Raw genomic sequence first — 16,249 nt, forward strand, 5'->3', positions numbered from 1 at the left:
GAAGCCATGGAACTCACCGTGGTGCCCATCGTCAAGCCGGATGAGACCAACTTCATCTTCGGCCAGTCGCATTTCATCAAGACCGTGGAAGACCTTCACGAAGCGCTGGTGGGCACGGTTCCGCGCATCCGCTTCGGGTTGGCTTTCTGCGAGGCCTCCGGCAAGCGGTTGGTGCGCTGCTCCGGTAACGACGACGCCTCGCTCGCCCTGGCACGCGACAACGCATTGGCGATCGGCGCCGGTCACACCTTCCTGATTTTCCTCGGCGACGGGTTCTTTCCCGTCAATGTGCTCCCGGCGGTGCGCGCAGTGCCGGAGGTCTGCCGCATCTATTGCTCGACGGCCAATCCAACACAGGTGATCGTCGCGCAGACGGAGCTCGGGCGCGGCGTGCTCGGCGTGGTGGATGGCGCCTCGCCGCTGGGTGTCGAAACCGACGCCGACATTGCGTGGCGGAAGGATTTGCTGCGGAACATCGGCTACAAGCTTTAGACCGCGATGGTTCGCCGCCTGGCGGCGCCCGCATGCTGGATATGTATCAACCCAACGCGTCATTGCGAGCGGACGGGCCGTCGCGCTCTCTCAAAACTCCTGCGCGAGCTTCGCCAGCATCTCCAGCAGCGCGGCGTGGTTGGCCGGACCGAGCACCTCGATCAGCCGCGCCTCGTGCTTGTTGGCGACCAGCTTCTTGGCGCGCGCCAGCACGGCGCGGCCCTTGTCGGTCAGGACGAGGATGTGGGAACGGCGGTCGTTGGTGGAGCGCATCCGCGCGCAAAGGTCGCGGCTCTCCAGCGCGTCGAGCATCGCGACGAAATTCGGCCTGAGGATCCCGAGCGTGTTGGCGATCTCGGTCTGGTTGCGGCCCGGATTCTTGTCGAGCAGAAGCAGCACCGAGAACTGCGCCGGCGTCAGCTGCAGCGGCGCGACGCAGCGCAGGAAGTCCTCGAAGACCCTGAGCTGCGCGCGCTTCAACGAATAGCCGAGCAATCCGGACAGTTCGCCCAGTTGCAGCATGCTGTCGTCCCCGGCAGAATCGGCCGGTTCCCTGCGCAGGGCCCGCGACGAACGGAGGGCATCGGCGGCGGTCTTGGAAACAGTCATCGCTCCAGGCTCGCAATCCCGCTACAAGAATCCCGCACGACACTCGGGGACCTTGAGATTATATCTAATAATTGTTATGGACTATATCAAATGTCGGCAGCTTTCAACAGCCGATATCGGCCGACCTGACCGGCACGACCGGTTGAGGCGGTCCGACGCTTGAGGGGGAGCGCTCGGCCTTGAACACAACGATCATGCTGTTCCTGCTGCAGGACGGCATCACCAATGGCGCGATCTACGCACTGCTGGGGCTGGCCCTGGTGCTGGTGTTCGCGGTCACGCGGGTGATCCTGATCCCGCAGGGCGAATTCGTCACCTACGGCGCGCTGAGCTACGCCATGCTGGCGACCGGCCAGGTGCCCGGCACAGCGCGGCTTGCGGTCGCGATGGGCCTCGTCGCCTTCGCCCTCGACCTGTTCTTCGCCCGTAACGCGCTGCATGCGCGGCTGGTGATCCGCTCGGTCGCGCTCAACATCGCCTTTCCCGTCGCGCTGCTCGGTCTGATTTACGCGCTGGTCGGTCCCGGCACGCCGATCGCCGTCAACATCGCGCTCGCGCTCCTGATCGTGGCGGCGATCGGTTTGTTCCTCTACCGCATCGCGTTCCGGCCGATCGCGCACACTTCCGTGCTGGTGCTGCTGATCGCCTCGGTCGGCTGCCATCTGGCGCTGCAGGGCCTCGGCCTGGTGTTCTTCGGCGCCGAAGGCCTGCGCGCGCCTGCGCTGTCGAATGCCGCAGTAACCGCCGGCCCGCTGCGCTTCACCGGGCAGAGCCTTGCGGTCTACGGCCTGACGATCGGCTTCATCGTCGCCCTGTGGCTGTTCTTCGGCTACACCAAGACCGGCAAGGCGCTGCGCGCCACCGCGGTCAACCGCCTCGGCGCCCGCCTGGTCGGCATTCGCACCACGCTGTCCGGCCAGATCGCGTTCCTGCTCGCCTCCGTCATCGGCGCGATCTCCGGCATCCTGATCGTGCCGATCACCACGCTCTATTACGACACCGGTTTCCTGATCGGCCTGAAGGGCTTCATCGCCGCCATCATCGGCGGCCTGGTCAGCTATCCCCTGACCGCGGTCGCCGCCATCGTGGTCGGCATCGTCGAGGCCTTCTCATCGTTCTACGCCAGCAATTTCAAGGAAGTCATCGTGTTCACGCTGATCCTCCCCGTGCTCGTGTTGCGCTCCCTCGCGGCGCCCGAGGTCGAAGAAGAGAAGGATTGAGCGCGATGGCGCAGCGCCTTCCCCTCATCATCTTCGCGCTCGTGATGGCGGTGATTCCGCTTGTCCCGGGCATCCCGCCGTTCTGGATCGTGCTGCTCGACAATATCGGCCTCGCCGCGCTGGTCGCGATGGGCCTCGTGCTGCTCACCGGCGTCGGCGGCCTGACCTCGTTCGGCCAGGCCGCGTTCTGCGGCTTCGGCGCCTACACCACGGCGGTGCTGACCACCGCCTACGGCGTCTCGCCCTGGCTGACGCTGCCGGCTTCGCTGTTGGTCAGCGGCATCGCCGCCGTGCTGCTCGGCATCGTCACGGTACGGCTATCCGGCCATTATCTGCCGCTCGGCACCATCGCCTGGGGCATCGGGCTGTTCTATCTGTTCAGCAAGCTCGAATTCCTCGGCCGCAACGACGGCATCTCCGGCATTCCCCCGCTGTCGATCGGCTCGTTCAAGATGCTGAGCCCGGATGCGATCTACTACGCGATCTGGGTCGCGGTGCTGCTGTCCGCGCTGCTGACCATGAACCTCTTGGACTCCCGCACCGGGCGCGCGATCCGCGCCTTGCGGCGCGGCCATGTTGCGGCGGAAGCGTTCGGCGTGCAGACGCCCCGCGCGAAGCTGTTGGTGTTCATCTATGCCGCGGTGCTGGCCGGCCTGTCCGGCTGGCTGTATGCGCATTTCCAGCGCGCCGCCAACCCAACGCCGTTCGGCGCGCAGGCCGGCATCGAGTATCTGTTCATCGCCGTGGTCGGCGGCGCGGGCTACGTCTGGGGCGGCGTGCTCGGCGCCGGCATCGTCGTGATCCTCAAGGAGGTGCTGCAGAGCTACCTGCCCTACATCTTCGGCGGCCAGAGCCAGCTCGAGACCATCGTGTTCGGCATCATGCTGGTGCTGCTGCTGCAGCTCGCGCCCCAGGGCGTCTGGCCCTGGCTGATGTCGCGGCTGCCGTTCAAGCCCGCCCGCAAGACCCCGGACACGTCCGTGAAGCTGGAGCACCGCGAACGGGCGCCCGGAACGTCTCCGATCCTTCTGCACATCGACAAGGCGCGCAAGCAGTTCGGCGGCGTGCTCGCGGTCAACGACGTCTCGTTCGACGTCAACGCCCGCGAGATCGTCGCGCTGATCGGCCCGAACGGCGCTGGCAAGAGCACGACCTTCAATTTGATCACCGGCGTCCTGACCGCAACCAGCGGCAAGATCTCCGTGCTCGGCAACGCGGTCGCGAACGCTCCGCCGCAGGAGGTGGTCAAGCTCGGCGTTTCCAGAACTTTCCAGCACGTCAAGCTGGTGCCCGACATGACCGTGCTGGAGAACGTCGCGATCGGCGCGCATCTGCGCGGCAATTCCGGCGCGATCTCCAGCATGCTCCGGCTCGACCGCGCCGACGAGTCGAAGCTACTGGCGGAAGCCGCGCGGCAGATCGCGCGCGTCGGCCTGTCGGACCAGATCGACCAGCTCGCGGGCTCGCTGTCGCTCGGACAGCAGCGCATCGTCGAGATCGCCCGCGCGCTGTGCGTCGATCCGATGCTGCTGCTGCTCGATGAGCCGGCCGCCGGCCTGCGCCACATGGAGAAGCAGCGGCTGGCCGCGCTGCTCCGGCAATTGCGCGACGGCGGCATGTCGGTGCTGCTGGTCGAGCACGACATGGGGTTCGTGATGGATCTCGCCGACCGCATCGTGGTGCTGGATTTCGGCACCAAGATCGCCGAGGGCACGCCGGCCGCGATCAAGCGCAATCCCGACGTGATCAAGGCCTATCTCGGAGCCGCCGCATGAGTGCGCTGCTATCGGTGACCGACGTTCACATCTCCTACGGCAAGGTCGAGGCGGTGCGCGGCGTTTCGCTCGACGTCGCCCAGAACGAGATCGTCACCATCATCGGTGCCAACGGCGCCGGCAAGACCACCTTGCTCAACGCCATCATGGGCGTGCTGCCGCTGAAGGGGCGCATCAGCTTCGCCGGCGTCGACATGGCGCCGCTCGATATCGAGGACCGCGTCGCCACCGGCCTCAGCCTGGTGCCCGAGCATCGCGAATTGTTCGGCACAATGAATGTCGAGGACAATCTCGAGCTCGGCGCGTTCCGGATCGCGAAGGCCGTCGCGGCCGCCTCGCTGGAGCGGGTCTACACGCTGTTTCCGCGGCTCAAGGAGCGGCGCAAGCAGCTTGCCGGAACGCTGTCCGGCGGCGAGCAGCAGATGCTGGCGATGGGCCGCGCGCTGATGGGCGCGCCGAAGCTCTTGATGCTGGACGAGCCGAGCCTCGGCCTCGCTCCGATCATCGTCGCCGACATCTTCCGCATCGTCGGCGAGCTCCGCGCCGCCGGCGTCTCGGTGCTCCTCGTCGAGCAGAACGCCCAGGCCGCATTGCAGATCGCCGACCGCGCCTATGTCATGGAGCTCGGCGAGTTCGTGCTGTCAGGCCCCGCGACGGAGATCGCCGCCAACAAGGGCGTCGCCGCGAGCTATCTCGGCTTCCAGCACGAAGGCGAGAGCGCGATTTAGGACGCGCAACTCCACCGCGGAGAGACCGTCACCCCACCTCGCCGCGCATTACATGCGCGGCGATCCTCCCCCTCCAGGGAAGGATGAAGGCAGGTGCGCCTTCCGGGAAATGATTTCTGACCGCGCTTGCATTCGCGCAAGGATTGCGCTCCCACTTCACCCTCCCCTGGAGGGGGAGGGTCGATTGCGCGCGCGATGCACAGCATCGCGGGTGCGATCGGGGTGGGGTGAAGCCACACAAATGGTCTCAACATCAATCCGCAGAGCCGCCGCGAAGAAGCTGCGCGCCAACACGACGCCGCATGAACGAATCTTGTGGCGCGCGCTGAGAGAGCTGCCAACGGACGGAACGCATTTTCGAAGGCAGGCACCGATTGGCCCTTACGTCGTCGATTTCTTCTGCTCGGCCAAGCGACTCATCGTCGAGTTGGACGGTGGACACCACAACGACGATGAAGTGGCGAAGCGCGATCGTGCGCGACAAGAGTGGCTGGAGCGGGAAGGATATCGCGTCGTCAGGTTCTGGAATTCGGAGGTCAGTGAGGATTTGAATGCCGTGCTCGAACCGATCTATGTCGAGCTCTATGGCGCTCGCGAAGCGGAAGCTGTGCCGCTGAAGCACTACCGGCGGCGATAGACCACCACCCCACCCCGCTTCACATCGCTACTTGCGATGCGAAGCGACCCTCCCCCTCCAGGGGAGGGTGAGAAAAAGCCGGCCCCATCGGGACCGGCTTCTTCGTTTCAGAGATTGCGTCCAGCTCACATCGCCGGGACGTATTTGCCGTCCTTGACCGTCAGCAGGATGCGCGAACGGTCGTCGAGGCCGTAGCGATCCTTTTCGGTCCAGTTGTAGACGCCCTGGGTCGCGACGATCTCCTTCTCGGAGATGAAGGCCTTGCGGATCGCCTCGCGGAATTCCGGCGTGCCGGGCTTGGCGGTCTTCAGCGCCACCGGGATGATGCGCTTCATCACCTCGAAGGCATCGTACGAGTGGCCGGCGAACTGGCTGCGGCTGTTGGCGCCGTACTTGGCTTCATAGGCCGTATTCAGCGCGAGGCCGGGCTTCTTGGTCAGCGCGCTGTCGGGCTGGGTTTCCGGCGACATGATCGGGCCGGCCGACATGATGACGCCTTCAGCGGCCGCACCGGCGATGCGGATGAAGTCCATGCTGGCGGCGCCGTGGGTCTGGTAGATCAGACCCTTGTAGCCGCGCTCGCGCAGCGCGGTCTGCGGCAGCGCCGCGGCGGTGCCGGAAGCACCGACCAGGATGGCGTCGGGATTGGCGGCGACGAGCTTCAGCACCTGGCCGGCGACCGAGGTATCCGGACGCGCGAAGCGCTCCTCGTCGGTCATGGTCAAGCCCATCGGCACGGCCTGCGCCTTGAAGTCGTTGACCCAGAGGTCGCCGTAGGAATCCGAATAGCCGATATAGCCGACGGTCTTGATGTTGTGCGCCTTCATGTGCTCGTAGAGCACCTTGCCCATGATCGGAATCGACTGCGGCAGGTCGACCGACCACTTCATGCGCGCCTCGTTGATCGGGAACGGCGCGAGGCCGAAATGCGGGATGCCGGCCTCGTTGGCGACCGTCGACACCGCGATCGACGGCGGCGTGGTGCAGGAGCCCATGATGATGTCGGCCTTGGACTCGGTGACGAAGCGCCGCGCGTTGGTGGTCGCGGCCGTCGGATCGCCGCCGTCGTCGAGCACGATCAGCTTCAGCGGTACGCCGCCGATCTCCTTCGGCACGAAATCGAGCGCGTTGCGCTCGGGAATGCCGAGCGCCGCGGCGGGCCCCGTGGTCGAGATCGAGATGCCGATGGTGATTTCATTGGTCTGCGCCAGTGCGGGCGCGCCCGGCAGCGCGATGGCTGCCGCGAGCACCGCGGCGGCGAGAGTGGCCTTCCTCATTCATTCCTCCCTGCAGTTAAGTTTTTTGGGTTTAAACCGGTTTTGCGGGCCAATTCAGCCCCTTCTTTAGAGCATGATCCGGAAAAGTGGAAACCGGTTTTCCGAGAGGATCATGCTCCGAAAGTCGAGTCATGAGGGGGTGCGAGTCAGCCCTTCATGAAGCGGTCAATAATCTCCTGCGGAAACGGCGCCGATTTCAGCTTGGCGGGATCGTCCGGGTGGCGGCCGACCAGCACCCTGGTCTCGAACGCCTCGATCGCCAACGCCTCGTCCTTGAACACGCGGTGCACCACCTCGAAGCTCGAGCGCTTGATGCTCTCGATCCGGCTCTCGATGGTAATCCAGTCGCCATGGGTCGATGGGATGTGAAATTTCGCCCGCGTGTCGACCATGGGAATGCCGACCAGGCCGTATTTGTGGACGAGGTCCTGCTTCGAATAGCCGGCGGCCTCGAACATGATCGAGGTCGAGTCGTCGAACATCGCGAAGTAGCGCGGGTAATAGACGATGTTGGCGGGGTCGCAATCGCCCCACTGGATCTGCACGTCGCGCCGATTGACGAACATGGTTTATCCTCGATCGAGCATGAGCGATCCGGAAGGGCGTTCATGCTCTTCCGGATCATGCTTCAGCGCGGCGCCATCCGGAGCGCGGCATCGAGCCGCACCACTTCGCCGTTCAGATAGGGGTTGTCGATCATGTGCAGCGCCAGCGAGGCGAACTCGTCGGCCTGGCCGAGCCGGCGCGGGAACGGGATCGCGGCGGCGAGCGAATCCTGCGCTTCCTGCGGCAGGCCGGCCAGCAGGGGCGTCATGAACAGGCCGGGCGCGATGGTCAGAACGCGGATGCCGAATTGCGCGAGCTCGCGCGCGATCGGCAGCGTCATCGCGACGATGCCGCCCTTCGATGCCGAATAGGCCGCCTGCCCGATCTGGCCGTCATAGGCCGCGACCGAGGCCGTTGAGATCACGACGCCGCGCTCGCCGGTTGTGAGCGGCTCGAGCTTGGCCATGTCAGCGGTCGCAAGCCGCAGCATGTTGAACGAGCCGATCAGATTGACCTTGATCACCTTGTCGAAGTCGCCCAGCGCCATCGGCCCCTCGCGACCGATCACGCGTTTTGCCACCCCAATGCCGGCACAGTTCACCAGCACGCGCGCGGGGCCGTGCGCCTTGGCGGCGGCGGCCACCGCGGCCTCGGCCGCCGCAGCATCGGCGACGTCGCAGACGACGGGAATGCCGCCGATCTCCGCCGCGACGCTCTCGGCGAGCTTGGCGTTGAGGTCGCAGACCGCGACCTTGGCGCCCTGCGCGGCGAGACCGCGCGCGGTCGCAGCGCCCAATCCCGATGCACCGCCGGTGACGATGGCGGCCTGGTCCTTCAACTGCATGGCTTTCTCCTGTTCGAGAACTAGACTGACGTGATCACCGATGCCGGCGGCACCGGCGCATAGAGCGCTTCGATGATGTCCGTGCGATGCTCCAGCACCGCGCGCTGGTTGATCGAGCCCTTGTCGGTGACCTCGCCGCGATCGATCGACAGCGGCGTATCGAGCAGGATCGCGCGCGCGATCCGGTTCGACGAGCCGGTTGCGCCGGCCAGCACGCGCGCGAAGCGCTCGCTGAAGGCCGCCCGCACCAGCGGATCATTGGCCGCGGCCGCGATATCGCCAGAGGCGAGCTGCGGATTGATCAGGCGGCAGCCGTCGAGATCGAGGATCACGATCGCGGCGAGCTCGTCGCGGTTGAGCCCCGCGATCACGACGTCGCGCACCAGCGGCGCGCAGGTGCCGACGAAGCGCGCCCGCAACGGTCCGACGCTGACCCAGGTGCCGCTCGCCAGCTTGAAATCCTCGGCGATGCGGCCGTCGAAATCGAAACCGGCATCGAGATCGCCAGCGTCGGCAGGCTTCAGCGCGTCGCCGAACTTGTAAAAGCCCTCCTCGTCGAACGCCTTGGCGGTCAGCTCGGGCTGCCGCCAGTAGCCCGGCGTCACGTTCGGGCCCTTGGCGCGGACCTCGAGCTTGCCGTTGTTCGGAACGAGCTTCGCGTCATTGCCCGACACCGGAAGCCCGACATGGCCGGAGCGGCTGGTATCCGGGCGCACCGACATGAAGAACGGCGAGGTCTCGGTGGCGCCGAGGCCGGTCAGCATGGGCACACGATAGCCCTTCTCCTGCACGGCGAGCGCATCGAGGCTGTTCCAGACGAACGGCGACAGCGCGGCGCCCGAGAAGAACATCGCATGCAGCCGGTCGAAGAATCTTGCCCGCAGACCGGCGTCGTCGCGCAGATAGGGCAGCAGCGATTCATAGCCCTTGGGCACGTTGAAATAGACCGTCGGCGAGATCTCGCGCAGGTTACGCACCGTCTCCTCGATGCCGCCGGGCATCGGCTTGCCCTCATCGAGATACATCGAGCCGCCGTTATAGAGCGTCAGCCCGACATTGTGATTGCCGCCGAAGGTGTGATTCCACGGCAGCCAGTCGACGATAACCGGCGGCTCGTCCTTGAGGAATGCGAGCGTCTCGCGCAGCATCACCTGGTTGGCGCAGATCATGCGCTGGGTGTTGATGACGGCCTTGGGATTGCCGGTCGACCCCGACGTCAGCAGAAATTTCGCGATCGTGTCCGGACCGATTGCCGCATGGGTCGCATCGAGGCGCGGGTCTTCCGGCGTCGCCAGGAGACCGGCAAGGCGCGTCACCTCACGGCCGGGCACGGTGCCGCGGCTCGCGGCGATCTCGACATCGGGTCCGATATTGGCACGCAGCGCGTCGGCGAACTTGTCGGCATCGTCGACAAAGATGAGGCCCGGCGTCAGGAGCTTGATGACGAAGCTGAGCTTGCCATAGTCGCGCGACACCAGCGAATAGGCCGGCGACACCGGGCAGAACGAAACGCCGGCATAGAGCGCGCCGAGCGCCATCAAGGCATGATCGATCGAATTGCCCGACAGGATCACGATCGGCCGCTCGGCCGACAATCCGCGCGCGATCAATGCGGAGGCGATGCGCCTGATAGACTCGAGCAATTGCGCGTAGGTGATTTGCCGCCAGCCGCCACCGGGGGCACGCTCGGCCATGAACACGCGGTTCGGCTCGGCCTTTACCCAGTGGTGCAGGCGATCGGTGAGGCGAACCGGAAAATCGGCGAGGCTGAGCTTCGGTCGGAGATAGATGGTGCCGTCGTCGCGGCGCTCGACGGTAACGTCGGGATTGCCGAACGAGATCGGGCGCAGCGGATGCGCGCTCGCAGTGTTCGCAGACGGCGCGGCGCTCATGTCGGCTTTACCTTGGCGGTCTTGCGATCAAGAAACGCGCGGATGCGCTTCTTGGCTTCCTTGTCGCTCTGCGCCACCGTCGCCATCAGCGATTCCATCAACAGGCCGGTCTGCGGATTGGCCTCGGCGATCATCGGCAGCGCCTGCAACACGGCGAAGTTGGTCAGCGGCGCATTGGCGGCGACGCGCTCGGCAAGCTCCAGCGCTTTCGGCAGCGCGCCGTCGGCCTCGGTGAGGTATTGCGAGAAGCCGTAGGCGGCGCCCTCGGTCGCCGAATAGACCCGCCCGGTCAGCATCATGTCCGCCATCCTGGGCACGCCGATCAGGCGCGGCAACCGCACCGATCCGCCGCCGCCGACGAAGATGCCGCGCTGGCCCTCGGGCAGCGCGAAATAGGCCGACGGCTCGGCGACGCGGATATGCGCGGCGCAAGCCAACTCCAGTCCGCCGCCGATCACCGCGCCCTTCAGTGCGGCGATGACAGGGACGCGGCAATACTGGATGCGGTCGAACACGCGGTGCCACATCTGGGAATGCACCAGGCCCTCGGTGGCGTCGCGCTCGGTCAGTTCGGAGAGGTCGAGGCCGGACGAGAAGTGATCGCCGATGCCATGGATGACGACGGCGCCGACCGCATCCGGTATCGCGGAGAAGCAATCCCGCAGCGCCAGGATGATGCCGTCGTTCAGCGCATTGCGCTTGGCGGGACGGTTCAGCCCGACCGTCAGCACCGCCCCTCGCGTCTCGATCCTGAGCAGCGAAGCGTCTCCCTCGTCGGCAGCGTTTCCCATGGCGTTATTGTTTCCCGTTCAGAATAGTTATGTTTTATAACGATTAGCGGGAGAGTCAATATGGGCGCGCACGGCTGGTGGCCATCGACCCTTCGAGACGGCCGCTGCGCGGCCTCCTCAGGGTGACGGTGATGGAGTTGATACGCGCGGCTCCCTCCACCCGTCGTCCCTGCGAAAAGCGGGGACCCATAACCACAAACGGTTATTGCTGCGCGACGGCGGAACGACCAGTCCCGTTCACGGCACAGACCGCGGAGTATGGGTCCTGCTTCGCAGGGACGACACCGAATGTGTGGCGGATCCCGGCGGGTGAGACGGCAAGTGTGCGAAGCTACAGCACCTGATGCACGTCGATCACGACGCGGTCGGCGTGGCGGGCGGCGGAGCCGACGAAGATGTGCTGCTTTTCGGCGCCAGTTTCGAATTTCGGCACGGTGCGGAAATAGATCAGCTTCGGGTCGACCGGCTCGCCGCGCTTCAGCTTCTGCAACAGCTCGACCGGCCCGAAGCGGATGCCCTTGTTCTCGACATAGACGACGGCGCCGTCGTCGGTCTCGAACGCATATTTCGCCTCCAGCTCGATCAGCTCATTGGGCCGGATGATCTGGAAGTCCGCACCGAACGCCAGCACCTTGCCGTTGACCTTCTCGCCCTTCACCTCGCCGCCGATGATCGGAATGATGCGGCGGACGCCGGTGCCGATGTCGCCGGCGGACGTCACCTCCGCGATCCGGGCGGTGATGGTGAAGACGTATCTGGTCTCAAGCTCGGGATTCATAGGCCTAACCAATCATGCGCTGCGGCAGCCAGGTCGCAAGCAGCGGGAACAGGATCAGGATCACCAGCCGGATCAGGTCGGTGATGACGAACGGCAGCACCCCGACAAAGATCGTCGACATGTTGACGTCCTTGATGACGCTCTTGATCACGAACACGTTCATACCGACCGGCGGATGGATCAGGCCGAGCTCGACCGTCATGACGATGATGATGCCGAACCAGATCGGATCGAAGCCGAGCGCGGTCACCACCGGAAACACGATCGGGACGGTGAGGATCACCATCGCCATCGCGTCCATCAGGCAGCCGAGCACCAGATACATCAGGAGGATTAGCGCCAGCACGCCATAGGGGCCGATGCCAAGCCCGGTGAGGAATTCGGTGACGTGCTGCGGCGTCTGGGTGATGGTGAGGAAATAGCCGAAGCAGAGCGCGCCGATCAGCACCGTGAACACGGCGGCCGCGGTGCGCGTCGCCTGCAGCAGCGATTGCAGGATGCCGTCCCTGGTCAGCTTGCCGCGGAGGATACCGATGATGAAGGCGCCGACCGCGCCGACCGCGCCGGCTTCGGTCGGGACAAAGAAGCCGCCATAGAGCCCGCCGATCACGAACAGGAACAGCAGCAGCGGCGACCAGACGTCGCGCAGCGCAACGAAGCGCTCGTGCCACGACGCCTTCTTTCCCGCCGGCAGGAAAGCGGGCCGCGTCACGCCGATGATGCCGATCGTGATCATATGCATCAGGATCGCGAGCAGGCCCGGCACCACGCCCGCGATGAACAGCTTGCCGATGTCCTGCTGGGTGATGATGCCGTAGACCGCGAGCACGGTGGACGGCGGCAGCATCGCTCCGAGCGTGCCGCCAACCGCGATCACGCCGGCGGCGAATGATTGCGGATAGCCGAAGCGGCGCATCTCGGGATAGGCGACGGCCGAGAAGGTCGCGGCGGTCGCGACCGACGAGCCGGAGATCGCGGCGAAGCCGCCGCAGGCGGCGATCGTCGCAATGCCGAGCCCACCCTTCCAATGGCCGACGAAGGTGTTGGCGGCGCGGAACAGCTCGCGGCTGATTCCCGAGACCGACACGAAGGCGCCCATCAGCAGGAACATCGGGATCACGCCGAAGGAATAATCCGTCACCGTGCGCATCGTGGTCTGGCCGACCAGCTTGAGCGCCGGCGCGAAGCCGGTGAGATAGCCAAAGCCGGTGATGCCGACAAGGCCCATCGCCATGCCGACGGGGACACGGAGCAGCATCAGCACGAACAGGCTGACAAAGCCGATGACGGCGACGGTCTCGGGACTGAGGTCGAGACTCATGGCCGTCTACTCCGCGGTCTTGATCTTGGCGTCATGGATATCTTCCGGATGGAAGATCAGGCGGTAGGTGCGGATCGCGATCAGCAGCACCGCGGAGACGTCGCCGATCCACGACACCAGGAAGAACGGCCAGACCGGCACGCCGAGATCCATGGTGACGATATGGCTGTTCCTGGTGTCGATCACCTTGTCGACCAGCGTGTAGGTCTGCACGCTCACCACGAACAGCAGCACCAGCGTCGCGAAGATGTCGATCCAGCGCTGGTAGCGCGGCGAGGCATTGGCCCAGACCAGATCCACCGTAATGTGGGTACCGCGATAGCTCGTCGCCGCAATTCCCCAGAAGATCAGGATGCCGAGCAGGAACTGGCCGAAATTGTAGTAGTCGGGGATCGTCACCGCAAAGAATTTGCGCATGAACACCGCGGTGAAGGTGTTGAGCGCGACGACGCCAACGAAGAAGGCCGCGACCCATTCGATCGAATCGATGAAGCGATCCATGAAATTCTTGCGCGCCGGCTCGGGTGGGCCGGTGATCGCGCCGTCTTGGGAAACTTCGGCAGATTGCGTCATGCGTTGCTTCGATGAGCTCCCTCTCCCCCGCTCTTGCGGGGAGAGGGTTGGGGTGAGGGGCTGCTTCCACGAGCCGTGAATGCGGTGAGACCTGTACCCCCTCACCCGGATCGCATCTGACGATGCGATCCGACCTCTCCCCGCAATCGGGGAGAGGTGAAGGGGAGCGGGATCAGATCCCCGCCTCGAACTTCTTCAGCGTGGCCTGCAGATCGGCATCGATCTTTGCCGCATCGCCGCCGGCCTTCTTCACCGCCTCGGCCCAGCTGTCGCGCAGCGGCTTGACCGCCTTCTTCCACTCGGCGAGCTGATCCGAAGTCAGCGGATAGACCTCGTGGCCTTCCAGCGCCTTCATCTTGGTGCGACCATTGGCTTCGAAATCGGTCCAGGGGTCGGTGACCTTGGAGGCCCATTCCGGCGTGCAGTGATCGTCGATCACCTTCTTCTGGGCAGCCGACATCGAATTATATTTGGCGAGGTTCATGTTGTAGGTGAACACCGTCGAATAGAGCGGCACGTCCATGTGGTACTTCACCACCTTGTCGATGCCGAACAGGAAGATCGAGCCCCAGGGGAAGGTGATCTCGTCGGCCACGCCGCGCTCGATCGCGTCGCGCGATTCCGGCGCGGAGGCCTGCACATTGGTGCCGCCGAACATCTTCACCATCTCGCCGATGGTGCTCTGCGCGGGACGCACCTTGACGCCGGAGAGGTCGCTCGGCAGCACGATCTTCTTCTTGCCGTGCAGCGCGCCCGGATCGTGGATGAAGGCGAAGCACAGCTTGGTGTCCTTCATCTCGGTCGGCGCATATTTGTGATACCACTCGTTCAGCGCCAGCGTGCCCTTCTTGCCGTCGGAGAAGGTGAACGGAAGCTGGCCGGCGGCCGCGATCGGGAAACGGCCGGGCTGATAGCCAGGATTGACATAGGTGACGTCGGCGATGCCGTCGCGCGCCATGTCGTAATGGTCGAACGCCTTGCCGAGTTGCTCGGACGGAAACACGGTGACCTTGATGGTGCCGCCCGATGCCTTCTCGATGTCGGCGGCCCAGGCCTGGGTCGCGGGCACCAGCGGATGCGCCGGCGGCACCCATAGCGACACCTTGAGATTGACGGTCTTGTCCTGCGCGACGGCAGGTCCCGCGGCCGGCACGATGGCGGCGGCCATCAACACCGCCAACATTGTCTTCCTCATCACGTCTCCTCCTCTCCAGGACGGGCTTCGTGCCCGGCTCATTACTTAACATGTTATCTAATTCGCGCGGATATTCAAGATGAAATCCGGCGGGCGGACGCCTCGTCGCACCCTCCGCCCGGTCCCGCGCCACCGCATCTTGCGCTGCGGCGAACGCGCGGCTCCCGCGCAAATCCGCCTTGCCAAAATCGTTATATGATATAGTTGCCTTGGCAAGTTGCCGGCGCGGGCACCGGCTAAAAGCCTATCCGATCGGGAGGACAAGGTATTGCGGACAAAAGTAGCAATCATTGGTGCAGGTCCAGCCGGACTGTTGCTTGGGCAACTACTTCATACTTTCGGCGTAGACAACATCATTCTTGAGCGGCAGACCCCGGACTATGTGCTGGGGCGGATTCGCGCCGGGCTGCTCGAGGAAGGCACCGTGTCGCTGCTCGAGAGCGTCGGCGCCGCTGCCCGGCTGCACCAGGAGGGCCTCGTCCATCACGGTCTCAAACTGGCGTTCGGCGGCGCACGGCACCGCATCGACCTGCATGGTTCGACCGGCAAGACCGTGACCATCTACGGCCAGACCGAGGTCACGCTCGACCTGATGAATGCCCGCAAGGAGGCCGGCCTGACCTCGATCTACTCGGCGGCCGACGTCAAGCCGCTTGGTTTCGATACCGATCATCCGCGCGTCAGCTACGTCAAGGACGGCGTCACCCACGAGATCGCCTGCGACTTCATCGCCGGCTGCGACGGCTTCCACGGCATCAGCCGCGCCAGCATGCCGGCGTCGGCGATCACCAGCTACGAACGGGTGTATCCGTTCGGCTGGCTCGGCATCCTCTCGGAGACGCCGCCGGTCTCGCCGGAGCTGATCTACAACAACCACGAGCGCGGCTTTGCGCTGTGCACGATGCGCTCGTCCCACCGCAGCCGCTATTACGTGCAGTGCCCGCTCGACGATCATGTCGACCAATGGTCGGACGAGCGGTTCTGGGACGAATTGAAGCGGCGCCTCGACCAGAAGGCCGCCGACGAGATCGTCACCGGCCCCTCGATCGAAAAGAGCATCGCGCCGCTGCGCAGCTTCGTCGCCGAGCCGATGCGGTTCGGCCGCATGTTTCTGGCGGGCGACGCCTCGCACATCGTGCCGCCGACCGGTGCCAAGGGCCTCAACCTTGCCGCCAGCGACGTGCATTATCTGTCGCAGGCGCTGCGCGAATACTACGACGAGAAATCCTCCGCCGGCATCGATGCCTATTCGGGACGCGCGCTGGCGCGGGTCTGGAAGGCGGTGCGCTTCTCCTGGTGGATGACCTCGATGCTGCACAAATTCCCCGACGAGGGCGAATTCGCCGCGCGCATCCAGATCGCCGAGCTCGACTACCTCGTCAGCTCGAAGGCGGCCTCGACCTCGCTGGCGGAGAATTATGTGGGGCTGCCGTTCTAGATAAGTCGCGGATGCTTTTGTCGAGCAGCATCCTCTTCGCAATCTCCGTCGTCATACCCCGCGCATGCGGGGTATCCAGTACGCCGCGGCTTCTCGATTCATGCGGTGCGGTCTCTGGAATACTGGATCACCC

General features: G+C 65.0%; 16 protein-coding genes. 6 read left to right on the top strand and 10 right to left on the bottom strand.

The genetic code is table 11. From position 1 onward, the window contains the following. The first annotated feature begins 6 nt into the window (after window positions 1–6). Window positions 7–492 (top strand): adenosine-specific kinase, encoded by a 486-nt coding sequence (locus tag Q2M23_RS25570; RefSeq protein WP_076832491.1) that lies wholly within the window; start codon window positions 7–9, stop codon window positions 490–492. A gap of 90 nt (window positions 493–582) precedes the next feature. Here the strand turns inward: Q2M23_RS25570 and Q2M23_RS25575 are convergent, their stop codons facing one another. Continuing rightward, window positions 583–1,101, bottom strand: coding sequence for a MarR family transcriptional regulator (locus tag Q2M23_RS25575; RefSeq protein WP_316397448.1), 519 nt, complete (start codon window positions 1,099–1,101; stop codon window positions 583–585). A 179-nt stretch (window positions 1,102–1,280) separates the two neighbouring features. Here Q2M23_RS25575 and Q2M23_RS25580 point away from each other — a divergent pair, with 179 nt between their 5' ends. From Q2M23_RS25580 to Q2M23_RS25595, 4 genes are all read left to right on the top strand, one after another. Further along, entirely contained in the window at window positions 1,281–2,321 is a 1,041-nt protein-coding gene (locus tag Q2M23_RS25580) for a branched-chain amino acid ABC transporter permease (protein ID WP_316397450.1), read from the top strand. 5 nt (window positions 2,322–2,326) lie between these two features. Next, window positions 2,327–4,096 carry a branched-chain amino acid ABC transporter ATP-binding protein/permease gene (locus Q2M23_RS25585; protein WP_316397452.1) on the top strand — a complete coding sequence of 590 codons (1,770 nt, stop codon included), beginning with the start codon at window positions 2,327–2,329 and terminating at the stop codon, window positions 4,094–4,096. After that, complete coding sequence (locus tag Q2M23_RS25590; RefSeq protein WP_316397453.1) at window positions 4,093–4,824, top strand: ABC transporter ATP-binding protein; 732 nt, start codon at window positions 4,093–4,095, stop codon at window positions 4,822–4,824. Before Q2M23_RS25585 ends, Q2M23_RS25590 begins: the two co-directional genes overlap by 4 nt. Before the next feature lie 241 nt (window positions 4,825–5,065). Then, complete coding sequence (locus tag Q2M23_RS25595) at window positions 5,066–5,461, top strand: endonuclease domain-containing protein (RefSeq protein ID WP_316397454.1); 396 nt, start codon at window positions 5,066–5,068, stop codon at window positions 5,459–5,461. Window positions 5,462–5,586: 125 nt separating this feature from the next. On the opposite strand, the gene Q2M23_RS25600 is transcribed toward Q2M23_RS25595, so the two are convergent. The 9 genes from Q2M23_RS25600 to Q2M23_RS25640 form a co-directional block, all read right to left on the bottom strand. Then, a complete protein-coding gene (locus Q2M23_RS25600; RefSeq protein WP_168857602.1) occupies window positions 5,587–6,738 on the bottom strand; it encodes an ABC transporter substrate-binding protein in 1,152 nt (383 codons plus the stop codon). A 146-nt stretch (window positions 6,739–6,884) separates the two neighbouring features. Next, a complete protein-coding gene (locus tag Q2M23_RS25605; protein ID WP_316397456.1) occupies window positions 6,885–7,304 on the bottom strand; it encodes a thioesterase family protein in 420 nt (139 codons plus the stop codon). 62 nt (window positions 7,305–7,366) lie between these two features. Further along, a complete protein-coding gene (locus tag Q2M23_RS25610) occupies window positions 7,367–8,128 on the bottom strand; it encodes an SDR family NAD(P)-dependent oxidoreductase (protein WP_168857600.1) in 762 nt (253 codons plus the stop codon). Window positions 8,129–8,148: 20 nt separating this feature from the next. Continuing rightward, window positions 8,149–10,020 (bottom strand): feruloyl-CoA synthase, encoded by a 1,872-nt coding sequence (locus Q2M23_RS25615; RefSeq protein ID WP_316397457.1) that lies wholly within the window; start codon window positions 10,018–10,020, stop codon window positions 8,149–8,151. Beyond that, window positions 10,017–10,811: a crotonase/enoyl-CoA hydratase family protein gene (locus tag Q2M23_RS25620; protein ID WP_316397458.1), complete on the bottom strand. Its 795-nt coding sequence runs from the start codon at window positions 10,809–10,811 to the stop codon at window positions 10,017–10,019. The genes Q2M23_RS25615 and Q2M23_RS25620 overlap by 4 nt, the downstream gene beginning before the upstream one ends. 331 nt (window positions 10,812–11,142) lie before the next feature. Next, window positions 11,143–11,589: a DUF3237 domain-containing protein gene (locus Q2M23_RS25625; protein WP_316397460.1), complete on the bottom strand. Its 447-nt coding sequence runs from the start codon at window positions 11,587–11,589 to the stop codon at window positions 11,143–11,145. Between the two features lie 4 nt (window positions 11,590–11,593). After that, window positions 11,594–12,910 carry a TRAP transporter large permease gene (locus Q2M23_RS25630; protein ID WP_057015997.1) on the bottom strand — a complete coding sequence of 439 codons (1,317 nt, stop codon included), beginning with the start codon at window positions 12,908–12,910 and terminating at the stop codon, window positions 11,594–11,596. A gap of 6 nt (window positions 12,911–12,916) precedes the next feature. Further along, on the bottom strand, window positions 12,917–13,483 hold the full coding sequence (locus Q2M23_RS25635; RefSeq protein WP_057015996.1) for a TRAP transporter small permease: 567 nt from the start codon (window positions 13,481–13,483) through the stop codon (window positions 12,917–12,919). A gap of 172 nt (window positions 13,484–13,655) precedes the next feature. Continuing rightward, the gene (locus tag Q2M23_RS25640) at window positions 13,656–14,678 is read right to left on the bottom strand and encodes a TRAP transporter substrate-binding protein (protein WP_076832508.1); all 1,023 of its coding nucleotides are present in this window, start codon (window positions 14,676–14,678) and stop codon (window positions 13,656–13,658) included. 268 nt (window positions 14,679–14,946) lie between these two features. On the opposite strand from Q2M23_RS25640, the gene pobA reads away from it, so the two are divergent. Further along, window positions 14,947–16,116 carry a 4-hydroxybenzoate 3-monooxygenase gene (pobA, locus tag Q2M23_RS25645; protein ID WP_316397462.1) on the top strand — a complete coding sequence of 390 codons (1,170 nt, stop codon included), beginning with the start codon at window positions 14,947–14,949 and terminating at the stop codon, window positions 16,114–16,116. The last annotated feature ends 133 nt before the right edge of the window (window positions 16,117–16,249 follow it).

Source organism: Bradyrhizobium sp. 33ap4 (assembly GCF_032654765.1).
Classification (GTDB): Bacteria; Pseudomonadota; Alphaproteobacteria; order Rhizobiales; family Xanthobacteraceae; genus Bradyrhizobium; species Bradyrhizobium australafricanum.